Here is a 20,228-nt window from a genome sequence, read left to right as displayed (position 1 = left end):
ATTGAGTATACAATTTTGGACTATTCCTAAAAAGTTTGAATAAATACTTATAAGACCCTTTTCACTTGCAATATCACCTGTTTACCAAGAAAATACATATCGGCCTTCTGTTTTAGGGAGGGTGAAAAAAAGATAGGTTGGTAGAAAAGATGGCTGAAAAACAAACGCGGAGAACATTTCTAAAACGTTCATTTGGTTCATTTCTTGCCGTTCTGGGGCTAAGTTCAGGGGGATATCTCTATGCCCATCGAATTGAACCCAGCCTTCTTGATATTTCTGAACTGGATATCAAACATCACCACATCCCAAAAAGCTTCGACGGAATTAAAATGGTTCAATTTAGTGATACCCACCTCGGTTTTCAGTACAATCTAGGCCAATTTCAAAAATTAGCCGCTAAAATCAATGACCTTCAGCCTGACATTATCATATTTACTGGTGATTTGATGGACGAGCCAAATAAATATGCTGAAATGAATAAATTAGTCCCTATATTAGAAAAATTACATGCTCCTCTTGGGAAATACTGTATTTTTGGTAACCATGACCATGGCGGCTATGGGTCTGAAATTTATCGCAATATTATGGAGATTACTAATTTCACCGTCCTATTAAATGAATCCATTCCCATTCAATTGAAGGATGGCAGCAGCATTTACCTGGTAGGAATTGATGATGCCATGTTAGGAAATCCAGATTTGCCGTTGGCAATAAAAAGGGTACCAAAGAACCAATTCACCTTATTATTATCCCATGCCCCTGATCTTGCTGAAACCGCCTCGCACTATCCAATCCATTGGCAAATCAGCGGTCACAGCCACGGCGGACAGGTTAAACTTCCATTTATCGGAGCACTTGTCACGCCTCCATTTGCCCAAAAGTTTCCCGAAGGCCTTTATACTTTAGGTGACCTAACTCCCTTAACCCTTTATGTAAATAGAGGAATAGGAACAACTAGGCTCCCTTTCCGATTTATGGCTAAACCCGAACTAACTATATTTACATTTAAATCTGAATAAACAAAAAAATCCTTTCAAATTAATGACAAGGATTTTTTTGTTTACTCAGATATTGCTCCTCTAATTTTTCAACTGGCAGCGGCTTTGAGTAAAAGAAGCCCTGAATCTTATGACAGCCAGCATTGGCGAGAAATTCTACTTGATCTTTATTTTCTACACCTTCAGCAATAACTTCCAGATCTAGGCTATTACCTAGATGAATAATCGTTGTGGTTATCGCAGCGTCCTTTTGATCTATTAGAATATCCCTGATAAAGGATTGGTCTATTTTCAATACATCTATTGGAAATTGCTTTAAATAACTTAACGATGAGTAACCCGTCCCAAAATCATCCACTGATATCGAAATACCTAGGTCTTTTACCTTTTTTAATATTGGAATGGTTTCCTTTGTATCACTCATGGCACCCTCGGTGATTTCAATTTCTAACGAGGAAGCCGATATTTGATATTTTTCTATCATACATTGAATAAACGGAACAAGATTTGAATGTTGAAATTGTTTGGGTGAAATGTTTATGGCAACCCGTATAGTAGAAATTCCCTTTTCATTCCAGGACCGAATTTGCCTGCATGCTTGTTCGATTACCCAATTTCCAATCGGAATAATTAAACCTGTATCTTCTGCGAGCGGAATAAACACTTCCGGTGATATGGCACCAAATTCTTTGTCATTCCAGCGAAGTAACGCTTCAAAACTTTTCGCCTCACCAGTGATCACGTCAATTTGCGGTTGGAAAAACAACGAAAGTTCATCTTTGTCTATGGCTTTTCTTAGGTGTGTCTCTAACGTAACGACATTGGAAAAAACAGCATTCATATCTGATCGATAAAATTGAAAATGGGCCTTTCCCCGTTCCTTCACACGAAAAAGCGCCTCATCTGCATTCTTGATCAACAGTTCGGCATCTGTCCCATCATAAGGATACATGCTGATCCCAATACTTGGTGAAATAAAATATTCTTGTGAATTAAAATAAAACGAATTCGAGAAGACAGAAAATACCCTTTTTACAAAAGTGCTTGTTGTTTTCCGGTCAGCTGAAAGGAGCAAAATATTAAACTCATCCCCTCCAACACGATATGCAAGGCATTTTTCATTTTGAAATTGGGCTATACGCTCGGCAACTCTTTTTAAAATTTCATCCCCCGCCAGATGACCAAGCGTGTCATTTAAATATTTAAATCGATCTAAATCGATTGAAATCAACGCAAATTCTTGAGAATATTTAGAAGGTGAATAAATATGTTGATTTAAATGTTCGAGTAACACTCTTCTATTTAACAAACCCGTCAAATGATCATGAAAAGCCATAAACCTTATCATTTCTGTATCCTTTGTTTGCTGGGATATATCTTTGAATATGACATATAGGCCTTTAATGTTTCCATGGATGGCAATCGGGACGGTTTTAATATGCACCATGAGCAGATGCCCTTTTGCGTGCATAATTTTACAATCCAATGATTCGAGTGCATAACCTGAACAGGTTTTTTCTATCAATGTCTTAAATTTTTCTAAATCTTGATCATTCATGAAATTATAAATAGACCTGAGATGCATTTGTTTTTGTGTATTTCCAGTCAATTCAGCTGCAGCGGGATTTGCTTCAAGTATCTTTCCCTGAGGGCTTATCGTAAAAATAGCATCAAGGTTATTATCAATGATGGAACGATACCTTTGTTCACTTTCGACAATTTTATTTCTCTTAATCGACCATTCCGTGACGTCTCTTGTTACAGCAACTACATAACAAATTGAGTTTTCCTCATTATAGATTGGTGTTAAAATGGTTTCTCCATAAAGTATCTTTCCATTTTCAAAAACGAATTGGTCATCAAATATGACAATCTCTTTTCTTTTTAATAGCCTCTCGTACTTTTGCTGCAAAGGATGGGCGAATTCATCAGGAAGTGCTTCCTGAAACGTTTTTCCGATTGAATTGACCGTTAAGTTTGCCTTTTTCATTCCTGACTCATTAACAAATAAATAACGAAAGCGTGGGCCTTTTTCAACTTTCATCACAAAAACCATATCCTGTACATGTTGAAAAATGATATCAAAAATAATTTTCTGTATTATTTCACTGGTTTTGCCGGAATCTAATTCGTTGGTTAAAAAATTATGTAATGGATCCATGAAATCATCCTTCAATCAAGAAAGTTTAAATTTTTTAAAATAATGTTTTTACATTCTACCATTTCTATTTTACAATGAAATTAACTGAAAGGAAGTAATTTATAGAAAATAATGATTATTTTACTAAAGTTTTTTCTTTATCCATTATATTATGAGTAAACAACCTATCCTAAACTGCATTTTTACTGAATTGAAAGGTAAAAGAAAAAAAGGTATAATGTAGTTGTTTGAAAGAATGAAAGGAGAACACACGTTGAATCACGATCAGAAATATCCCCTACCAACAGATCTAATTTTATCCATTGATAACCTCGCACAAGCTGTCTTTATCGTGAATCGCCATGCAAAGACTGCAACAAATCCCAAATATTTGTACAAATTAAAACAGGAGGCACTAAAAAAGTTAATTACTGAGGGCAAGGCAAGTAAAATTGGCCTTCATTTTTCTGAACATCCGCGAAATAGTCAACAGCAATCCGATGTACTTGTTGAATGTGGCCGCTATACCTTTCATATCCCTCCTACTAAATCAGACTTCCAAGATCTCCCACATCTTGGAAAACTAGATGGAAGTGTCAGAAACCCAAGGGCAACACTCTCACTTAATACGGCAAAAGCAATGTTACAATCCTATACTGGGCTATCTGAGTTTAGGAACCCACCATCGAATCCCCAAAATAAAAAACGAGCCTACCAAAAACCAATTTTCAAAAAATTAGGCGAGCGATACTCTTAAAAAAATTCAGAAAGTCAGGGAAAAGAGCTCCTGACTTTTTTCGTTTTCCAACATTCAATGATTTTTATGGAAATTCCCCTTTTTGCAATATCTTCTTGAGAATTTTGTGAACGACATCACAAAATAATGGACGTCTCTTTCAATCAGAAGTACACTTACGTCATAAGCAATACTTTTTCATGATGAAGAAATATTATTTTAATGAGGTGTATGTAAATGAAAGGAACAGCCATTCTTTTTCAGGAGCAGACTATTACGTTTATTGAGGATGTTGAACATTCTTTATTCGAGGAAATCAAAGAGCAATGCGGTTGTGAACATTGCAGCTGCACGCTTGATGAAAAGACGGTGGAATTCGGTTCTGTGTCACCTGTTTTCTGGCATGAAAATGATGTTGATTGGGATTACGGCTATTAATATTACTCTTAAATTTGATATATACTCCCCTCCCCCAAACAAAAAGCGCAAGCGCCTTGGTCAGCCCCGACAGGCATAAGACGAACCGCGAGAAGGCAGTTCCCCAGCCACCACAGCGGGGCGGCTTATGACCCGAGGGGCTAGGCGCTGGAGCTGGATTCAGAAACTTAAACAAAGTTATCCACAACAAATGATTCTGTAATTTCTTATACCATAAAAAAACGGTATCGCCTAAAAATGTGAGACCGTTTTTTATTTTTTCTAATGGGAATACCTTAATTAGTAGAATCCTTCGCGATTTTTAGTCTATAATCAACATATTCAAAGTAGACAGAGATTCTTATGAAAAGGGATGGACAAAAGTGGAGCATTTAATTAATCAGCGAGTTACAACCATTGAAATCTCGGGTATTCGTAAATTTTCTAATATGGTCGCCCATATCGATGACCTCATTTCATTTACCATAGGGCAGCCTGATTTCCCTACCCCAGAGCATGTAAAAGATGCCGGCATTGCTGCGATTGAAAAGGACTTTACGTCTTATACACACAATGCAGGTACACTCGAATTAAGAAAAGCAGCATGTGAGTTTGTCGCCAAGAAATACGATTTAGACTATGCCCCAGAATCAGAAGTAATTGTGACGATGGGCGCAAGTGAAGCAATTGATATTGCCTTTCGTACCATTCTGTCAGAAGGGGTAGAAGTAATCTTACCCGGTCCGATTTACCCCGGATACGAACCGATTATTCGCATGATGGGTGCTGTCCCGGTTCACGTCGATATCCGTGAAAATCACTTTCGCTTTACACTTGAGATGATCAAACCGTATATTACAGAAAAAACCCGCTGTGTTGTCTTGCCATACCCATCTAATCCAACCGGTGTCAGCTTATCAGCAAAGGAATTAAAGGAAATAGCCGACTTTTTAACCGATAAGGATATTTTTATCCTAGCAGATGAAATTTACAGTGAACTCACTTTTGATCAAAAACATACTTCGATTGCAAGCTTTTTAAAGGAACAGACAATCGTGATCAACGGGCTCTCCAAATCCCACTCGATGACTGGCTGGAGAATTGGCCTTTTATTTGCGCCTGAAAACATCACCAAGCATATTTTAAAGGTGCACCAATATAATGTGTCTTGTGCGAATTCTATTGCTCAGAAAGCTGCTTATGACGCCTTGACTACGGGAATTGACGACGCACTTGTCATGAAGGAGGTATATTTAACAAGAAGAGCATATGTATTGAATCGATTAACCTCCATGGGGCTGGATGTCGTTAAACCGGATGGTGCTTTTTACTTCTTCATTAAAATACCTGCTCATATTCCGTTTAATAGCTTTAATTTTGCGCTTGATCTTGTTCAAAAGACAAAGGTAGCTGTTGTCCCTGGTAGCGCATTTTCCGAGTATGGCGAAGGATATTTCCGGCTTTCTTTCGCTTGTTCAATGGACTCATTAGAGAAAGGCCTAAATCGAATGGAGCATTATTTCAGTACCTTCTCATAGTTCAACAAAAAACCCTCAACATTTGATGTGAGGGTTTTTTGTTGAACTAATTGGCTTATTGTCCCTTATATTCACCGTTATTTTTAGCGGCCTTTTCTTTTTTTGCTTTGTCTTTATGATTTTGATTGGCAGCAGCCGATCCCATTTCGTGGGCAAATTCTTCGTTTAATACTGCAGAATCAAAACCCTTTTTGTTCTTTTGCTTTGCATCATTTTTTTTCGTTCTTTTTGCCATAAAAAATTCCTCCTATCAAGATTTCTATCATAGTTTCTTGAAGTCAGGAGGAATTTATTCTTACCAGATTGTGCCGATTCCTAAGCTAGTTTTGCCAATATTTATAAAGAGCTTGGGTACCGCTATTCGCTTCACCCTTTTCAGCTAATTGATCATATAAAGATTTCGCGAGCGACAATCCAGGTACATCCATTTCCATACGCTCTGCCTCGTCTAAAGCGATTTTCATATCCTTAATAAAATGTTTTATGTAAAATCCAGGCTCAAAATTTCCATTTAGCATTCTCGGAGCAAGATTTGTTAATGACCAGCTGCCAGCAGCTCCTGTCGTGATACTCTTTAAGACATTTTCTGGATCTAATCCTGCTTTTTCGGCATAAATAATGGCCTCACAGACACCGATCATATTCGAAGCGATGGCTATTTGATTGCACATTTTGGTATGCTGTCCGGCGCCAGGCTCCCCCTGATGTACAATATTTGTCCCAAGTAATTCTAGTAGCGGACGAATCGCTTCAAAGGCCTCCTTCTCGCCACCAACCATAATGGAGAGCTTTGCTTCCCTTGCTCCTACATCACCGCCTGAAACCGGGGCATCGATTGCGTGGATCTCCTTTTTTTCCGCCTCATTGTAGATTTTTGCAGCCAGCGATGGTGAAGAGGTTGTCATATCAATAAGATAACTGCCCGGTTTACTGTGTCGAAGCAAACCACCTTCACCTAAATACACTTCCTCAACATCTGATGGGTAGCCGACCATAGTAAAAATAACTGTTGCTTTTTCCGCAACCTCTTTTGGTGTAGCAGCCCACACTGCTCCACAATCCAATAGGTCATTTGCTTTCTCTTTTGTTCGTGAATAGACAACTAATGAATAACCGGCATTTAAAAAGTTTAGTGCCATGCTTCTGCCCATTACACCTGTACCTATAAAACCAATTACGGTATTTTCTGGAGTAAGCAATATAATCCTTCCCTTCATTCTAATTTTTCTTTTATTTTAGCACTTCCATTCCCTTTAAGGGAATAAAAAAGACCGTACGCCCCAGCTCGTCCGGTCTTTCGTGCTCCATCTCCAAATTTATGCACATACTAATGTTGTCCTTTACAGTTTAAAAATAAACCATTTTTATAACTCTGAAGAAAAATTTGTTAAGTATGTGCGTCCAAAAACTTCTTCATCGTTAAATACTTCAATAGAAACAGCCTGATCCCTCACAATCATATTCTTTAACTCTTGAATATGTAAATCTTTTTGTAAAGGAAGTGGATCCATAAAAATATATTTCTCACTTTTCCCTTTGACTTCCAAATAATCTCCATTAAGGACTTGGTCTTCACCGTAAATTATTTCCCTTTTTCCGATTGCTGCAGCCAATTTGTCATCATGAATGGTGATTTTCACCTTATATAATTGGTGACCTTCCAATATTTCATTATTAATCCGAAAACGAAACTGAAGTTCATTATTTTTCGTGAGCAGGGCATCGGCATAGCGGTTAACAATTAATTCATTTGAAAAAAGAATTCCACACCCACTTAAAAAGGATGATCCCATTACAACCATGACGAAGACAATGACCGTTCGAAAATTCTTGCGCATTCGTAACACTCCCTTATATTTTTACCATAGCCAAAATACATTGGTAATAAACGTTAAGAAAGGTTAAATATGGAGAAGGGGATTTTAATTAAATAGCTTTTATCATACCGCCGTCAACAAGGAATGAGCTGCCAGTCATATAGGAATTAGCATCAGAAAGTAAAAACACCGCCACGTTGGCAAATTCCTCAGGTGTTCCATATCGCTTCAATGGAATGCCCGCTTTCATTTGTTGTTCAACCGCCTCCCTCTCGACGTTAAGCTTATCTGCATTTACTTGGTCTAAATGCTTAACACGGTCGGTTGCAATCCTTCCAGGAGCAATCGTGTTAATTAGAATATTATAGGGTGCCAGCTCCGATGCAAGTGTTTTTGAGAGTCCTATTATCCCAGTTCGATATGTGTTGGAAAGGATCAATCCCGGAATAGGCTCTTTTACTGAAGAAGAAGCGATATTTAAAATCTTTCCACCCTGTTGTTTTAGGTAGGGCAAGGACTCCCTTGTCAGACGAACGTAAGATAACAAATTTAATTCAAAGGAGGCTTGCCAGTCTTCATCTGTCAATTCTTCAAAAGAAGCAGCTGGAGGCCCTCCTGCGTTATTGACTAGTAATTGGATGCCACCAAATATTTCAGCTGTACCAGCTACCAGCTTTTTAATATCAGCAGGATTGGTAATATCGGCTTTTTGATAGGCTACTTTTCCAGAACCAACCGTTTCCAGCTCTCTTGCTTTTTGTTTCAATTTCTCCTCCTCCCGGCCGGAAATCATCACATTAGCTCCTTCTTTCACTAGCCGTTCTGCAATAGCAAATCCTAACCCTTGGCTTGAAGCCACTACAAGAGCAGTTTTACCTCTTAAGTTCAATTCCATAATTTCACTCCTACCTTTTCCAGTGTTAATTCTATTATACAAGATATTGTAAGGAAATACTTGGGAACATGTGACTATAAAAATAATAGCAAAAAAACCGACACATTATGCCGGTCTTTTCGTTTCATTAGTTTTTAGATGTTGCTATTTTAACTGCTTCAATTACCTGTGAAGTAGTTTGCATATTTAACACTTCTTGTGCTAGCTTTTCCATTTCGGTCTTTTTCAAATTCTTGATTATTGAACGTGCTTTCAAAATGGAAGTAGCACTCATCGAGAATTCGTGCAAGCCAAGGCCGATAAGAACTGGAATAGCTGTTTCATCCCCAGCCATTTCCCCACACATACCAGCCCACTTACCTTCTTTATGTGCAGCATCAATTACCATTTTTACTAGTCTTAAAATGGAAGGATTATATGGCTGATACAAATAAGATACTCGCTGGTTCATCCGGTCAGCCGCCATAGTATATTGAATTAAATCATTGGTACCAATACTAAAGAAATCTACTTCCTTAGCAAATTGGTCAGCCAAAACTGCTGTAGATGGAATTTCCACCATGATTCCCAATTCAATTTTGTCGGCAACAGCTTGACCCTCGGAAAGGAGCTTTTGTTTCTCTTCTTCAAGAATCGCTTTTGCATCACGAAACTCGTCCAATGTAGCAATCATCGGAAACATAATTTTTAAATTTCCAAAGCTGCTTGCACGTAAAAGGGCACGAAGCTGTGTCCGGAAAATCCCTTGCTCTTCTAAACATAGACGAATGGCCCGGAAGCCTAGGAATGGATTCATTTCTTTTGGCAAATCCAAATATGGGAGTTCCTTATCGCCGCCAATATCCAAAGTACGAACAACAACAGGCTTTCCAGCCATTCCTTCTAGGACAGCTTTATAGGACTCAAACTGTTCATCTTCTGTTGGGAGCTGTTCTCTTCCCATGTAAAGAAACTCAGTCCGATATAAACCTACACCCTCACCGCCATTCTCCATTACCCCTTTTAAATCTTTAGGCGTACCGATATTGGCAGCTAACTCGACACGATGGCCGTCATTCGTTATTGTCGGTTCATTCACAAGTTTAGCCCACTCCGCTTTTTGAACTTCATAATCTTCATGGACTTTACGATATTCTGCAACAAGTTCTGGTGTTGGGTTTATATGTACTTCCCCTTTTAGTCCATCGACAATGACAAGATCACCAGTTTTAATCTCCTTTGTTGCCGTCTTTGTTCCCACTACAGCTGGAATCTCCATTGATCGGGCCATAATGGCTGAATGGGATGTACGACCGCCAATATTTGTCGTAAATCCTTTAACAAAGGTACGATTCAATTGCGCTGTGTCAGATGGAGTTAAATCTTCAGCCACGATGATTACTTCCTCTGCAATCATGCTTGGATTTGGTAATTGAACACCTAGTAAATGAGCGAGAACACGCTTCGTGACATCACGGATATCGGCTGCACGTTCTTTCATGTATTCATTATCCATCTGTTCAAACATCGTAACGAACATATCAGCCGTATCTTTAAGTGCAGATTCGGCATTTACTTTTTCAGATTGAATTTTATCCTCAATCGGGGCATTTAGTTCAGGGTCACTTAGAACTAGGAGATGTGCTTCAAAAATAGCTGCTTTATCTGCACCAAGGTCTACTTTAGCCTTGTCACGAATAGCTTCAAGTTCAGATTTTGATTTCTCCATTGCCCTTTGAAACCGCTCCACTTCAGCAGCGGAATCCTCAATGGTGGTCTTTTCAAACGATAGATCAGGTTCAACAAGACGGTAGCCTTTAGCGATCGCAATTCCGTTTGATGCAGCTATTCCCTGTAAAAAAGTCATTATTCTGCCAAACCTTCTTTTTTCAATGTTTCTTCTAATGCATTTAACGCATCGTTAGCATCGCTGCCCATAGCCGAAATCTTAATATCAGCACCTTGGCCAACACCAAGTGACATAACGCCCATAATGGATTTTAAATTAACGGTTTTACCTTTATATTCTAAATTAACTTCAGAATCAAATCTGCTCGCTGTTTGAACTAATAAAGTTGCTGGTCTTGCATGAATACCTGTTTCTGCGATTACCTTAAATTGTTTTTCTGCCATGCTTAATCAAACTCCTTTAAAATAAAATAAAACTTGCTTTATTAAAAATAAACATTTCCCGCCATTTAGTCAACTAAATCACTACTTGACTAGAGAAAAAAATCAATTTTATTCAACTTATTTTCCCCAAAAACGAAAATAAACATGTATTGACTTTACATCATGTTTTCAATCATACAAATGCTAGAATAGCATTTTCATCTTATTCAAACAACTAAAAAACATCCAGAACGCGATTGTTCACAAAACTGTCAAAAACATCTACTATCATCCAAAAAATACTATAGAAAAAGAAAGCTGTCATCGACAGCTTTCTTGGTTAAATTTCGCCCACAGCACGAGGAAATTCTTTTTGTTCATCTACAGGAATTACGGTTGCCTTTATGGCATCCTCTAATAATAACGAATATTTATTCTTATCCTTTTCCGTCCAATTCAGCTTATCAGTCATGTAATCAACAACTTGTTTCTTCCATTTATTCACTAGATCAATATTAAACAAAATGGCCCCTGTTCGGCGATTTAAGAAATCAATTGGTGTTGCAACCATCTCCTCTTCAATGGCATATACAAGCTTTGCTAACAAGGAAAGCGGCAAATTATATTTTTCCGCATCAGATTTGTTTAATTTCAGCAGGTTGAAAACCACTTCTACGTTAGATCCGTACATTTTTGTTAATTCTTCTGCTTCTTCGTTGGCTAAATTAGCTTCCATTCCCAGAGCAATTTTAGATTTTACAAATGTATGGAAGTTTTTCGATCCACCGACATCTCCGCCTGAAATCGGCATCGTTACTGTTGCACATGCTGGGTATTGCTTTCCTCCCTCTTGCTTAAATTTAGCTGCTAATACATCAACAATAGTTTCAGCCATTTTTCTGTACCCTGTTAATTTACCACCCGCAATCGTTATCAAACCAGACTGTGATTCCCATATTTCATCTTTTCGGGATATTTCAGAAGCATTTTTTCCTTCTTCATAAATAAGTGGTCTTACTCCAGCCCAACTGGATTCAATATCCTTTTCGCTTATTTTCACATCAGGGAACATGTAATTAATGGCATTAAGAATATAACTGCGGTCAGCCATTGTCATATTGGGATTAATCGCATCTTTATCATAAAATGTGTCGGTTGTCCCTACATATGCCTTACCAGCCCGCGGGATCGCAAAGACCATCCTTCCATCAGGCGTATCAAAATAAACAGCTTGCTTTAACGGGAATCGAGATTGATCAATGACAAGATGAACCCCTTTTGAAAGTTGCAATGTCTTCCCTTTCTTTGATTGATCCATCTCACGAATCGAATCAACCCACGGGCCAGCGGCATTGACAATTTTCTTTGCATATACTTGGTATTTTTCCCCGGTCAACTGATCCTCTACTAAGACCCCTACAACTTTCCCATTTTCGTAGATCAACTTCATTACTTTTGTATAATTGCAGGCAACAGCACCTTTACTAACTGCCGCTTTCATTACTTCAATCGTCAGACGGGCGTCATCTGTTCGGTATTCAACATAATAGCCTCCCCCCTTTAAACCGTTCTTCTTAATAAGTGGCTCCTTGGCTAATGTTTCGTCGATTGATAACATTGTCCTTCTCTCTGTTTTTTTTACTCCTGCTAAGAAGTCATAAACCCGTAACCCAATCGAAGTGCTGAATTTGCCGAAGGACCCTCCTTTATGCAACGGTAGTAGCATCCATTCCGGTGTTGTCACATGTGGGCCGTTTTCATAGACGATGGCACGCTCTTTCCCAACTTCAGCAACCATTTTCACCTCAAATTGTTTTAGGTACCTAAGTCCGCCATGGACTAACTTTGTAGATCTGCTTGAAGTACCGGCTGCAAAATCCTGCATTTCAACAAGAGCTGTATTCATTCCCCTTACTGTGGCATCGAGAGCAATGCCAGCACCTGTAATGCCTCCGCCAATTATCAGTACATCATATTGTTCACTTTTTAACTTATTGACAATTTCATTCCGATTTAAATTAGAAAATTTCATCGTGATTCCTCCCAGTTTTTCAAGCTGATATTATTTAATATGCCGAAATATAGGTAGGGGAAATAAGAAAAGACCACAAAGACATTACCGTTTTCGATAATGTTTTTGTGGTCTCTCCGAATTCTCCAGCCAATTTATTAACTTGTTTTCATTATACCATACTTCTTTTATAATGAGAATCGTTATTATTTAAAGGCCATTGCCGCCTTTACAGCTTTTTTCCAGCCATCATATAAATCATTACGACTTTCTTCTGTCATGTTTGCGGTAAACTGTTTGTCAATTGCCCATTGTGTTGAAATTTCCTCCTGGTCTTTCCAAAAACCAACTGCCAACCCTGCTAAGTATGCTGCCCCTAGTGCAGTGGTTTCATTAATTATCGGTCTTTCTACCGGTACATTCAGGATATCACTTTGGAAATCCATTAAGAAATTATTTTTAACAGCACCACCATCGACGCGCAGTGTTTTAAGTTCGATACCTGAATCAGCTTCCATGGCTGATAAAACATCCTTTGTTTGATACGCAAGTGATTCAAGCGTAGCACGGACAAAATGTTCTTTCGATGTTCCACGCGTTAAACCAAACACTGCCCCACGGACATCACTATCCCAGAATGGTGTACCCAGTCCAACAAATGCTGGAACAACATATACACCATCTGTCGATTCTACCTGGACAGCCAATTTTTCGCTATGTGGAGCATCTTGGATTAATCTTAATCCATCACGAAGCCATTGAACCGCGGATCCCGCTACGAAAATGCTCCCTTCTAGCGCATACTCCACCTTACCGTTTAATCCCCAAGCAATGGTGGTTAATAGACCATGCTTAGATTGAACTGCCTTTTCACCAGTATTCATTAACATAAAACAGCCAGTGCCATAAGTATTTTTAGCCATACCTTTTTCGAAACATGCCTGACCAAATAATGCGGCCTGCTGATCACCGGCAACTCCGGCAATCGGTATTTCCTTGCCAAAGAAGTGATAATCAACAGTGTTGGCGTAAACTTCAGAGGACTGACGAACCTCCGGAAGCATGGATTTAGGAACACTTAAAATTTCTAATAATTCTTCATCCCATTTGAGTTCATGAATATTAAACATTAAGGTCCGTGATGCATTCGTGTAATCTGTAACATGAGCACGACCGCCGGAGAGTTTCCAAATTAGCCACGTGTCAATCGTTCCAAACAACAATTTCCCTTCATTCGCCTTTTCACGTGCACCCTCAACATTGTCAAGGATCCATTTCACTTTTGTACCAGAGAAATAGGCATCAATCAGTAAGCCTGTCTTTTCGCGGAAAAGGTCATTATAGCCTTTTTCTTTTAACTCATCACAAATTTCACTTGTTTGCCTTGATTGCCATACAATTGCATTGTAAACTGGATCACCAGTTTCTTTATCCCAGACAACAGCAGTTTCCCGTTGATTGGTAATGCCAATTCCCGCAATTTGTTCAGGTTTAATGCCTGATTCGGATAAAACCCCGGCAATTACGGACAGGATTGACCCCCAGATTTCATTAGCATTGTGCTCAACCCAGCCCGGCTTTGGAAAATGCTGTGTAAATTCTTTTTGCGCTGTGTGAACAATTTCGCCACTTTTATTAAAAATGATTGCCCTTGAGCTTGTAGTTCCTTGATCTAAAGATAAAATATACTTTTCCATGTAAAATCCCCCCCATTTTAACTTATCATCTTTTAAGCCGCTTGGCCTGATTGATTGATCGCAGTAGTCTGCTTTTTACTTGCTGCATATGCAAGTATTAGGATACCGATCAAAACTGCTAACACTACCCAAAGCGATCCCGTCACTTTTCCAATAAAGACAGCCTTGTAAAATACTGCTCCTAAACACCCTCCCAGAATCGGGCCGACTACTGGTATCCATGAATAACCCCAATTGGAACCACCCTTACCAGGGATTGGTAATAGGAAGTGAGCGATACGTGGGCCAAGATCACGTGCCGGATTAATCGCATACCCTGTGGTTCCGCCTAAAGACATACCAATTACAACAATTAATAATCCTACAGCTAATGGATTTACTCCCTCTGTAAATTTATTTGCCCCAATAAATAATAGACCAAGTACTAGAATAAAGGTACCAAAGATTTCACTTAAAAGATTTGAAAACGTATGCGGGATGGCAGGACTTGTAGCAAACACACCAAGCTTTGTAGCCGGATCATCTGTCGCCTTCCAATGCGGTAAGTAATGTAAATAAACAAGTACTGCTCCTATGATTGCACCAATCATCTGTGCAACAATATAACCTGGCACCTCAGACCACGGAAAATCTCCATTTAACGCTAAAGCTACCGTTACAGCTGGATTTAAATGGGCACCGCTGACAGAACCAACAGCAAAAACCCCCATTGTGACTGCAAGCCCCCAAGCAATAGTAATAACAATCCAACCAGCGTTATTGGAATATGACTTCTTTAAAGAAGAACCAGCTCCAATACCGGCACCAAATACGATTAGAATCATTGTTCCAATCAATTCCCCAACAAATGGTGACATTTTTCTCCACTCCCCTTGAATAAATTCACGAAAAAAAAGAGATTCACAGCAGAAATACCCCAAAATGGGCATCTGTGTGAATCTCCTTATCTCCGTCACAAAGATATTAACTTGTTAACTAGATTATATAAAGTTATGAAAGCGGTGTCAACATCTTTTTAAAGATAAAATAGTATATTACTATTTTAACCTTGTTTAACATAAGCTTCCCACAGCTCTCTCTTAGAAGTAGTAATCGCATCTGCCCCAGCATCTAATGCAGCCTGAACTTCTTCTGCCGTTCTAATTAGCCCACCGGCAAAAATGGGGGTTTTAACCCGTTCTTTTATTTCTGTAATCATCCAAGGCATTGCACCTGGAAGCACTTCAATATAATCCGGACGTGTTTTCTCAATCAACTTATAGCTTTTTTCAATAGCATGTGTATCGATCAGAAAGATTCTTTGGACAGCGATAACCCCTTTTTGCTTCGCTTTTAAAATAACACTAGCCTTCGTTGAAATTAAACCATAGGGCTTAAACTCTTGGCAGATGTACTCTGTAGCAAATTCATCATTTTTAATGCCATGGATTAAATCAACATGATAAATCATTTTCTTTCCTTTTTGATTGGCCATCATGTTAATGTTTTTTAATTGTGCAACGTGCATATCTAGAAAAACACCAATTTCGTATGAGCTTTGCAAAAAACGTTCGAATTCCTTCATGTTTGCTGAAGCAGGTAATATCTTTTGTTCCATCCCTTTCAAACCCTTTCCCAGCACTTTTCCTCCTATCATAAATAGAAAAGGGCTTTATTACAATAGCCAATCAGGCTTTTTTGATTTCCTTTAATTGCTGCTTCAAACAGCGAATTTCCGTTTTCATCTTGGTCTGTTCTTCAAGGGATGAGGGAACACCGCCATAGCGAACTTTTTCATAGATTTTAAGCGATTCTAGTGAACCAGAAAGTCCCACCCTTAGCCACCATTCTTCAAGTGTTTCAAAAGATAATCTTCCTAAATTTAGCCTTTCGGCATATTTTTCTAATTCAAATATTTCCCTCCTAATTTTATCCTCGGGCGGTTTGATTCTTCGGTGATATTGCGTCGTGTGCACAGCTCCAACCACCCCTTTAGAAACGGAAATAACAAGCGAAGAATCAATTGAAACCGACCGGGGTTTTAGTTTCTTTTTATAAAATAGATAGATGATAAATGTAACGGCAGCAAGGATAAGAATGAAATACAATATATTCTCTGCCGTATCATAGGAGAGAGCTTGGTAATTATCCGATTTGTCCTGTAAATCACTACTTTCTATCATTTTTGTTGGTTTACTTTCATTCCCCGCCAGACTAACAAGAAATTCCAGGATGGCAAAGAGCGGTTTCGCAATACTAGCCAAAAGCAACAAAATGGTCTGTAAGATGCCAAAAAAGAGAAGTTGAAAATATTTTAGGAAAGTTGTAAAAGAAATACTTATTAATGTAATTACTGCAATAATTAGTAAAAAATAAAAGACAAACTTTGATTGATCCTTCTTGACCAAATACCATTTTCTAACAAACTCTCCTATAAGGACAATAACTAACTGTCCAATTAGTAGATAGATTATTTCACTTTGATAGGGGTAATGACTCATTGCAGCGTAGATGATGGCAACTAATCCAAAGAAAAACGACAACAGTAACAACAATGTTTCGGAATGCAACGAAAAATCATCCAACAAGGAAATCCCTCGCCAAAACACAAACAACCCAAGACATGCTCCACTAAAAAGAGAAATATTGGCGTGATTGCAAATCACCAAGAGTGTTGGAAATACCGTAACAAAATAAAGCCATTTCCCCCTATTGTGATATTTTACTAGAAGTAGTGAAAATATGATGATGCTGCCAACACACAAACCTGCCAATACATGGAGTGGAGGTAACTCCCTTTTATTTATAAAAAATAAAAATAAAAAAAGAATCCCTGAGATTAGTTCCAAAAGGAAGTAATAGGTAATAACTGCCACTCGATTCAACATAACAGCGCCCTTCGTTCATGATGAATATCTAATTCACTTAGTAATCCATGATCCTCTTCAATTTTTAGATTAAACAATTTCCCACCTTTATTGGACAAGTTTAGGAGCAATCGATTCGTATCATCTCTCCTAATTCCAGCGTGGATGAAAATGGGCTGATATTCCAAATGTTTACTATAGAAAGAAAGCATTTGTTCATATGGTAAACTTATATTTTGGCTATTGATGGATGCGATGGTTTCCAAGACAGTTTGCAAATGCTCTTTTCCTTCTCCCTTTGGAAGATAAAGAAATGGGGTACTTCCTGCTGTTCGAACATTAATGCAGAGGGAAAAAGGAATTTGATTTTTATATGCAAAATATGCCATCTCGGTTATACTACTAAGCAATTTTTCAAGGTTACCTGTTATCGAATGACCGTCGGAGATATTTAAGGCAATCATCCAGCCCTTTTCAGAAATTTTTTCATAGATCATCGTTTGCAATTCTTGCTTTCTGGCACTTGCTTTCCAATGAATACGGTTAAAGCTGTCTGACGAAATATAGTCTCTTGTACCTGTTGGTCCCAATCGATCCTCATAGTAAGAGGAAGGGGCACTATATATTCCTTGATGAACAGACAACTGTTCCTTTAATCCTTTAACGGGAATAGGTTCTGGATAAACTACAGCCAGCTGGTTTAAATACCATTTAGATTCCAGCACCGTTTCCCCAAACCCTAATAAACTTGGGATACGGAATTCGAGTTTATGGATTTGGGCAATTCCCCTTCCGTTTGCCGAAAATGGGACAATGATTTGTTTGGTTTGTCTTGCGAAAATCGAAAATCGAAGAGAAATTTCATTGAGCGAAAGATTGGGCTCCAAGGTCTCTCCCTCAGGAATCACGCATTGATCAAAGTATATTTTTAACTTAGCATTTAAAATGGGGTAGCCTTCATTTCGAATCGTTATTGTCCATTGCCCTTTATCGTTCACAAAATACCGATGTTTTTCAGTGATATTTTCGAAAAACAACTGCTTTCCGACTCTTTTTAAATAAAATTGATTACAGCATAGGACCGTAAGAATAAAGACGGAAAGAAACAATACTAATTTTGACTGGATGTAGAGGCTTACAATAATGAGAACAATGGCCAAGCCGGAAATTACCGTAAGCTTCCGATCTTCTATCGAATACGTATTCCAACTCATTCATTTGCACCTTTTTCGACCGGTGCAGGGATGGAAACAAGGATTTCACCAATAATGGATTCTGATGTCTTTGTTAATGACCCTTCCATTGAGAGAATAATTCTGTGGCCTAGGACGTATGGAGCAACCGCCTTTACATCATCCGGGGTAACATATGTACGATCGTTCAATATAGCCTTTCCTTGAGCAGCTTTCATTAGCGCTAAGGTTCCTCGTGGGCTGACACCCAACTCAATGCTATTATGTTCTCGGGTTTTTCTTGCAATCGATAAAATGTAATCTTCAAGATCGTCTGAAATATATATTTCATTAATCGCTTTTTTTAATTGATCAATTTCCGTCAGAGAAAACACCTGTGCTATGGTATTCCTTTTTACTTCCCTGCGATGTATTCGCAAAACCCTTTTTTCATCCTCATAATCGGGATAACCAACATTAATCTTGATAAAAAAACGATCCATTTGCGCAACAGGCAATGAAAAGGTTCCTTGTTGGGATTCTACAGGATTTTGTGTCGCAATCACTATAAAAGGTTCTTCCAAGGGAACGGTTATACCATCAATGGTTACTTGCCGCTCTTCCATTACCTCTAATAAACTTGACTGTGTCCTTGGTGTTGCCCGATTAATCTCATCAGCTAAGACAATGTTTGCACAAATGGGCCCAGGGCGCAGTTCAAACTCATGAATCTTTGGATTAAAAAATTGAATCCCAGTGACATCACTTGGAAGAACATCTGGGGTAAACTGGATACGGGAAAACCTCCCGCCAATGGCGGAAGCAAAGCTTTTTGTGAGTAGTGTTTTACCTGTTCCAGGTACACTCTCAAGTAAAATATGACCATTAAATAATAACGAGATCGCCATTAATTCAACTTCTATCTCTTTTCCAACAATCACTTTACCAATCTCCCGCTTTAATTGAGAGATCTTTTCTAGTAAGGCCATTTTCTCATCCCCTTCGTAACCGTGTTCAACCAAGAATCCGATTAGCTTCTCGGTTCTTTAAGGTATTGATACAATACATCCCCACCACGCTGCCCGATACCACGGAAATGTTTAAAATCTTTTCTTTTTACTAAAACCTTTCGAAATTCCATAAATTCATCATTCTTTACATAATATTCCGAAAGATCTCCCGACATTAAACCATTTAATATGTCGTTAATCAACTCTTCCTGCATGTCAATACACCCCCTTTTCCATCATCTATTGTAACCTATCAACTATCTAAAAAGTCCACTTTCTGTTTTCAACAAATTTGATTATTGAAAGCGCTTTTCATTCTTAAACACCTTATTTAATTATATAATAGTATAAATTGAAAAAATTAACCAAATTGTCACACAAAAACCTTTACGAATATAAAAAAGTAGTGCAAACTGTTATTTAATTGGTTTATTAATAGTTTTTAAGAGTTTTTAAGGCAAAGGAGAGAGACTAATGAAAATAGCAGAAGTAGGAAATATCATAGAATTCCGCGGTGGCTTGCAAGGGATTGTTGAAAAGGTAAATGAAAATTCTGTAATAGTCGACTTAACTTATATGGATAATTACCGTGATTTAGAATTAGATCAGCGGACAGTTGTCAACCATAAAAACTATAAAGTCGTAAAAGAAAGCGCTTATATGTAATCGTTTTGGGAAAAAGGCAGACATTGACTGCCTTTTTCTGTTTTCAACGGATTAAGCTATTTTACTTGTTCTGTTTCCTTTGACAGCTGCCTCAAGGATTTTACTTTCCCATGAGGATTTTGATCCTGTTTCCTAACAGTCCATTCTCTTTCTTGTTCGCTACGTGATTTACTCATAGATTTTCACTCCCTTCC

21 protein-coding genes are annotated in these 20,228 nt (G+C 38.3%); 5 read left to right on the top strand and 16 right to left on the bottom strand.

The window, feature by feature from the left end:
• The first annotated feature begins 149 nt into the window (after nucleotides 1-149).
• Nucleotides 150-1,019 (top strand): metallophosphoesterase, encoded by an 870-nt coding sequence (locus G6554_RS00685; RefSeq protein ID WP_166237730.1) that lies wholly within the window; start codon nucleotides 150-152, stop codon nucleotides 1,017-1,019.
• 19 nt (nucleotides 1,020-1,038) lie between these two features.
• Here G6554_RS00685 and G6554_RS00680 read toward each other — a convergent pair whose 3' ends face one another.
• Nucleotides 1,039-3,159 carry a sensor domain-containing protein gene (locus G6554_RS00680; protein WP_207343106.1) on the bottom strand — a complete coding sequence of 707 codons (2,121 nt, stop codon included), beginning with the start codon at nucleotides 3,157-3,159 and terminating at the stop codon, nucleotides 1,039-1,041.
• Nucleotides 3,160-3,412: 253 nt separating this feature from the next.
• Here G6554_RS00680 and G6554_RS00675 point away from each other — a divergent pair, with 253 nt between their 5' ends.
• The 3 genes from G6554_RS00675 to G6554_RS00665 all read left to right on the top strand — a co-directional run bounded on the left by G6554_RS00675 (nucleotide 3,413) and on the right by G6554_RS00665 (nucleotide 5,829).
• Nucleotides 3,413-3,895, top strand: coding sequence for a YkyB family protein (locus G6554_RS00675; RefSeq protein WP_166237728.1), 483 nt, complete (start codon nucleotides 3,413-3,415; stop codon nucleotides 3,893-3,895).
• 216 nt (nucleotides 3,896-4,111) lie between these two features.
• Nucleotides 4,112-4,312, top strand: a complete 201-nt coding sequence (locus tag G6554_RS00670; protein ID WP_166237726.1) for a hypothetical protein — start codon at nucleotides 4,112-4,114, stop codon at nucleotides 4,310-4,312.
• A gap of 362 nt (nucleotides 4,313-4,674) precedes the next feature.
• Nucleotides 4,675-5,829, top strand: coding sequence for an aminotransferase A (locus G6554_RS00665; RefSeq protein ID WP_166237724.1), 1,155 nt, complete (start codon nucleotides 4,675-4,677; stop codon nucleotides 5,827-5,829).
• 55 nt (nucleotides 5,830-5,884) lie between these two features.
• On the opposite strand, the gene G6554_RS00660 is transcribed toward G6554_RS00665, so the two are convergent.
• The 14 genes from G6554_RS00660 to G6554_RS00595 all read right to left on the bottom strand — a co-directional run bounded on the left by G6554_RS00660 (nucleotide 5,885) and on the right by G6554_RS00595 (nucleotide 19,583).
• Nucleotides 5,885-6,064 (bottom strand): hypothetical protein, encoded by a 180-nt coding sequence (locus G6554_RS00660; protein WP_166237722.1) that lies wholly within the window; start codon nucleotides 6,062-6,064, stop codon nucleotides 5,885-5,887.
• An 85-nt stretch (nucleotides 6,065-6,149) separates the two neighbouring features.
• Complete coding sequence (locus G6554_RS00655) at nucleotides 6,150-7,028, bottom strand: NAD(P)-dependent oxidoreductase (protein WP_166237720.1); 879 nt, start codon at nucleotides 7,026-7,028, stop codon at nucleotides 6,150-6,152.
• Between the two features lie 165 nt (nucleotides 7,029-7,193).
• A complete protein-coding gene (locus tag G6554_RS00650) occupies nucleotides 7,194-7,667 on the bottom strand; it encodes a hypothetical protein (RefSeq protein ID WP_166237718.1) in 474 nt (157 codons plus the stop codon).
• A gap of 88 nt (nucleotides 7,668-7,755) precedes the next feature.
• Nucleotides 7,756-8,541, bottom strand: coding sequence for an SDR family oxidoreductase (locus G6554_RS00645; protein ID WP_166237716.1), 786 nt, complete (start codon nucleotides 8,539-8,541; stop codon nucleotides 7,756-7,758).
• A 127-nt stretch (nucleotides 8,542-8,668) separates the two neighbouring features.
• Complete coding sequence (gene ptsP, locus G6554_RS00640; protein ID WP_166237714.1) at nucleotides 8,669-10,387, bottom strand: phosphoenolpyruvate--protein phosphotransferase; 1,719 nt, start codon at nucleotides 10,385-10,387, stop codon at nucleotides 8,669-8,671.
• A complete protein-coding gene (locus G6554_RS00635) occupies nucleotides 10,387-10,653 on the bottom strand; it encodes a phosphocarrier protein HPr (RefSeq protein ID WP_166237713.1) in 267 nt (88 codons plus the stop codon). The genes ptsP and G6554_RS00635 overlap by 1 nt, the downstream gene beginning before the upstream one ends.
• Nucleotides 10,654-10,972: 319 nt before the next feature.
• A complete protein-coding gene (locus tag G6554_RS00630; protein ID WP_166237712.1) occupies nucleotides 10,973-12,664 on the bottom strand; it encodes a glycerol-3-phosphate dehydrogenase/oxidase in 1,692 nt (563 codons plus the stop codon).
• A gap of 185 nt (nucleotides 12,665-12,849) precedes the next feature.
• Entirely contained in the window at nucleotides 12,850-14,340 is a 1,491-nt protein-coding gene (gene glpK / locus G6554_RS00625) for a glycerol kinase GlpK (RefSeq protein ID WP_166237711.1), read from the bottom strand.
• A gap of 32 nt (nucleotides 14,341-14,372) precedes the next feature.
• Entirely contained in the window at nucleotides 14,373-15,197 is an 825-nt protein-coding gene (locus tag G6554_RS00620) for an MIP/aquaporin family protein (protein ID WP_166237710.1), read from the bottom strand.
• Nucleotides 15,198-15,382: 185 nt separating this feature from the next.
• Nucleotides 15,383-15,937, bottom strand: coding sequence for a glycerol-3-phosphate responsive antiterminator (locus tag G6554_RS00615; RefSeq protein ID WP_166238117.1), 555 nt, complete (start codon nucleotides 15,935-15,937; stop codon nucleotides 15,383-15,385).
• 70 nt (nucleotides 15,938-16,007) lie between these two features.
• Entirely contained in the window at nucleotides 16,008-17,207 is a 1,200-nt protein-coding gene (locus tag G6554_RS00610) for a hypothetical protein (RefSeq protein ID WP_166237709.1), read from the bottom strand.
• Nucleotides 17,201-18,400, bottom strand: coding sequence for a DUF58 domain-containing protein (locus G6554_RS00605; RefSeq protein ID WP_166237708.1), 1,200 nt, complete (start codon nucleotides 18,398-18,400; stop codon nucleotides 17,201-17,203). The genes G6554_RS00610 and G6554_RS00605 overlap by 7 nt, the downstream gene beginning before the upstream one ends.
• Complete coding sequence (locus G6554_RS00600) at nucleotides 18,397-19,347, bottom strand: AAA family ATPase (protein ID WP_166237707.1); 951 nt, start codon at nucleotides 19,345-19,347, stop codon at nucleotides 18,397-18,399. Before G6554_RS00600 ends, G6554_RS00605 begins: the two co-directional genes overlap by 4 nt.
• Nucleotides 19,348-19,388: 41 nt before the next feature.
• A complete protein-coding gene (locus G6554_RS00595) occupies nucleotides 19,389-19,583 on the bottom strand; it encodes a hypothetical protein (RefSeq protein ID WP_166237706.1) in 195 nt (64 codons plus the stop codon).
• A gap of 259 nt (nucleotides 19,584-19,842) precedes the next feature.
• On the opposite strand from G6554_RS00595, the gene G6554_RS00590 reads away from it, so the two are divergent.
• Nucleotides 19,843-20,034 carry a YkvS family protein gene (locus tag G6554_RS00590; RefSeq protein ID WP_007086967.1) on the top strand — a complete coding sequence of 64 codons (192 nt, stop codon included), beginning with the start codon at nucleotides 19,843-19,845 and terminating at the stop codon, nucleotides 20,032-20,034.
• 56 nt (nucleotides 20,035-20,090) lie between these two features.
• Here the strand turns inward: G6554_RS00590 and G6554_RS25655 are convergent, their stop codons facing one another.
• The gene (locus G6554_RS25655; RefSeq protein WP_242637799.1) at nucleotides 20,091-20,210 is read right to left on the bottom strand and encodes a DUF6254 family protein; all 120 of its coding nucleotides are present in this window, start codon (nucleotides 20,208-20,210) and stop codon (nucleotides 20,091-20,093) included.
• Nucleotides 20,211-20,228: the final 18 nt, after the last annotated feature.

The organism is Bacillus sp. MM2020_4 (assembly GCF_011250555.1).
Lineage (GTDB): Bacteria > Bacillota > Bacilli > Bacillales > Cytobacillaceae > Neobacillus.
Note: the sequence above shows the minus strand (reverse complement) of the source record. Positions and strands in the feature narration are given on the sequence as shown.

Bases quoted from the DNA above. Each gene is read 5' to 3' on its own strand.
- G6554_RS00595 (WP_166237706.1), bottom strand. From the start codon at position 19,583: ATGCAGGAAGAGTTGATTAACGACATATTAAATGGTTTAATGTCGGGA.
- G6554_RS00670 (WP_166237726.1), top strand. From the start codon at position 4,112: ATGAAAGGAACAGCCATTCTTTTTCAGGAGCAGACTATTACGTTTATT.
- G6554_RS00685 (WP_166237730.1), top strand. From the start codon at position 150: ATGGCTGAAAAACAAACGCGGAGAACATTTCTAAAACGTTCATTTGGT.
- G6554_RS00680 (WP_207343106.1), bottom strand. From the start codon at position 3,159: ATGGATCCATTACATAATTTTTTAACCAACGAATTAGATTCCGGCAAA.
- G6554_RS00615 (WP_166238117.1), bottom strand. From the start codon at position 15,937: ATGGAACAAAAGATATTACCTGCTTCAGCAAACATGAAGGAATTCGAA.
- G6554_RS25655 (WP_242637799.1), bottom strand. From the start codon at position 20,210: ATGAGTAAATCACGTAGCGAACAAGAAAGAGAATGGACTGTTAGGAAA.
- G6554_RS00605 (WP_166237708.1), bottom strand. From the start codon at position 18,400: ATGAGTTGGAATACGTATTCGATAGAAGATCGGAAGCTTACGGTAATT.
- glpK (WP_166237711.1), bottom strand. From the start codon at position 14,340: ATGGAAAAGTATATTTTATCTTTAGATCAAGGAACTACAAGCTCAAGG.
- G6554_RS00610 (WP_166237709.1), bottom strand. From the start codon at position 17,207: ATGTTGAATCGAGTGGCAGTTATTACCTATTACTTCCTTTTGGAACTA.
- G6554_RS00635 (WP_166237713.1), bottom strand. From the start codon at position 10,653: ATGGCAGAAAAACAATTTAAGGTAATCGCAGAAACAGGTATTCATGCA.
- G6554_RS00660 (WP_166237722.1), bottom strand. From the start codon at position 6,064: ATGGCAAAAAGAACGAAAAAAAATGATGCAAAGCAAAAGAACAAAAAG.
- G6554_RS00645 (WP_166237716.1), bottom strand. From the start codon at position 8,541: ATGGAATTGAACTTAAGAGGTAAAACTGCTCTTGTAGTGGCTTCAAGC.
- G6554_RS00620 (WP_166237710.1), bottom strand. From the start codon at position 15,197: ATGTCACCATTTGTTGGGGAATTGATTGGAACAATGATTCTAATCGTA.
- G6554_RS00650 (WP_166237718.1), bottom strand. From the start codon at position 7,667: ATGCGCAAGAATTTTCGAACGGTCATTGTCTTCGTCATGGTTGTAATG.
- G6554_RS00630 (WP_166237712.1), bottom strand. From the start codon at position 12,664: ATGAAATTTTCTAATTTAAATCGGAATGAAATTGTCAATAAGTTAAAA.
- ptsP (WP_166237714.1), bottom strand. From the start codon at position 10,387: ATGACTTTTTTACAGGGAATAGCTGCATCAAACGGAATTGCGATCGCT.
- G6554_RS00590 (WP_007086967.1), top strand. From the start codon at position 19,843: ATGAAAATAGCAGAAGTAGGAAATATCATAGAATTCCGCGGTGGCTTG.
- G6554_RS00600 (WP_166237707.1), bottom strand. From the start codon at position 19,347: ATGGCCTTACTAGAAAAGATCTCTCAATTAAAGCGGGAGATTGGTAAA.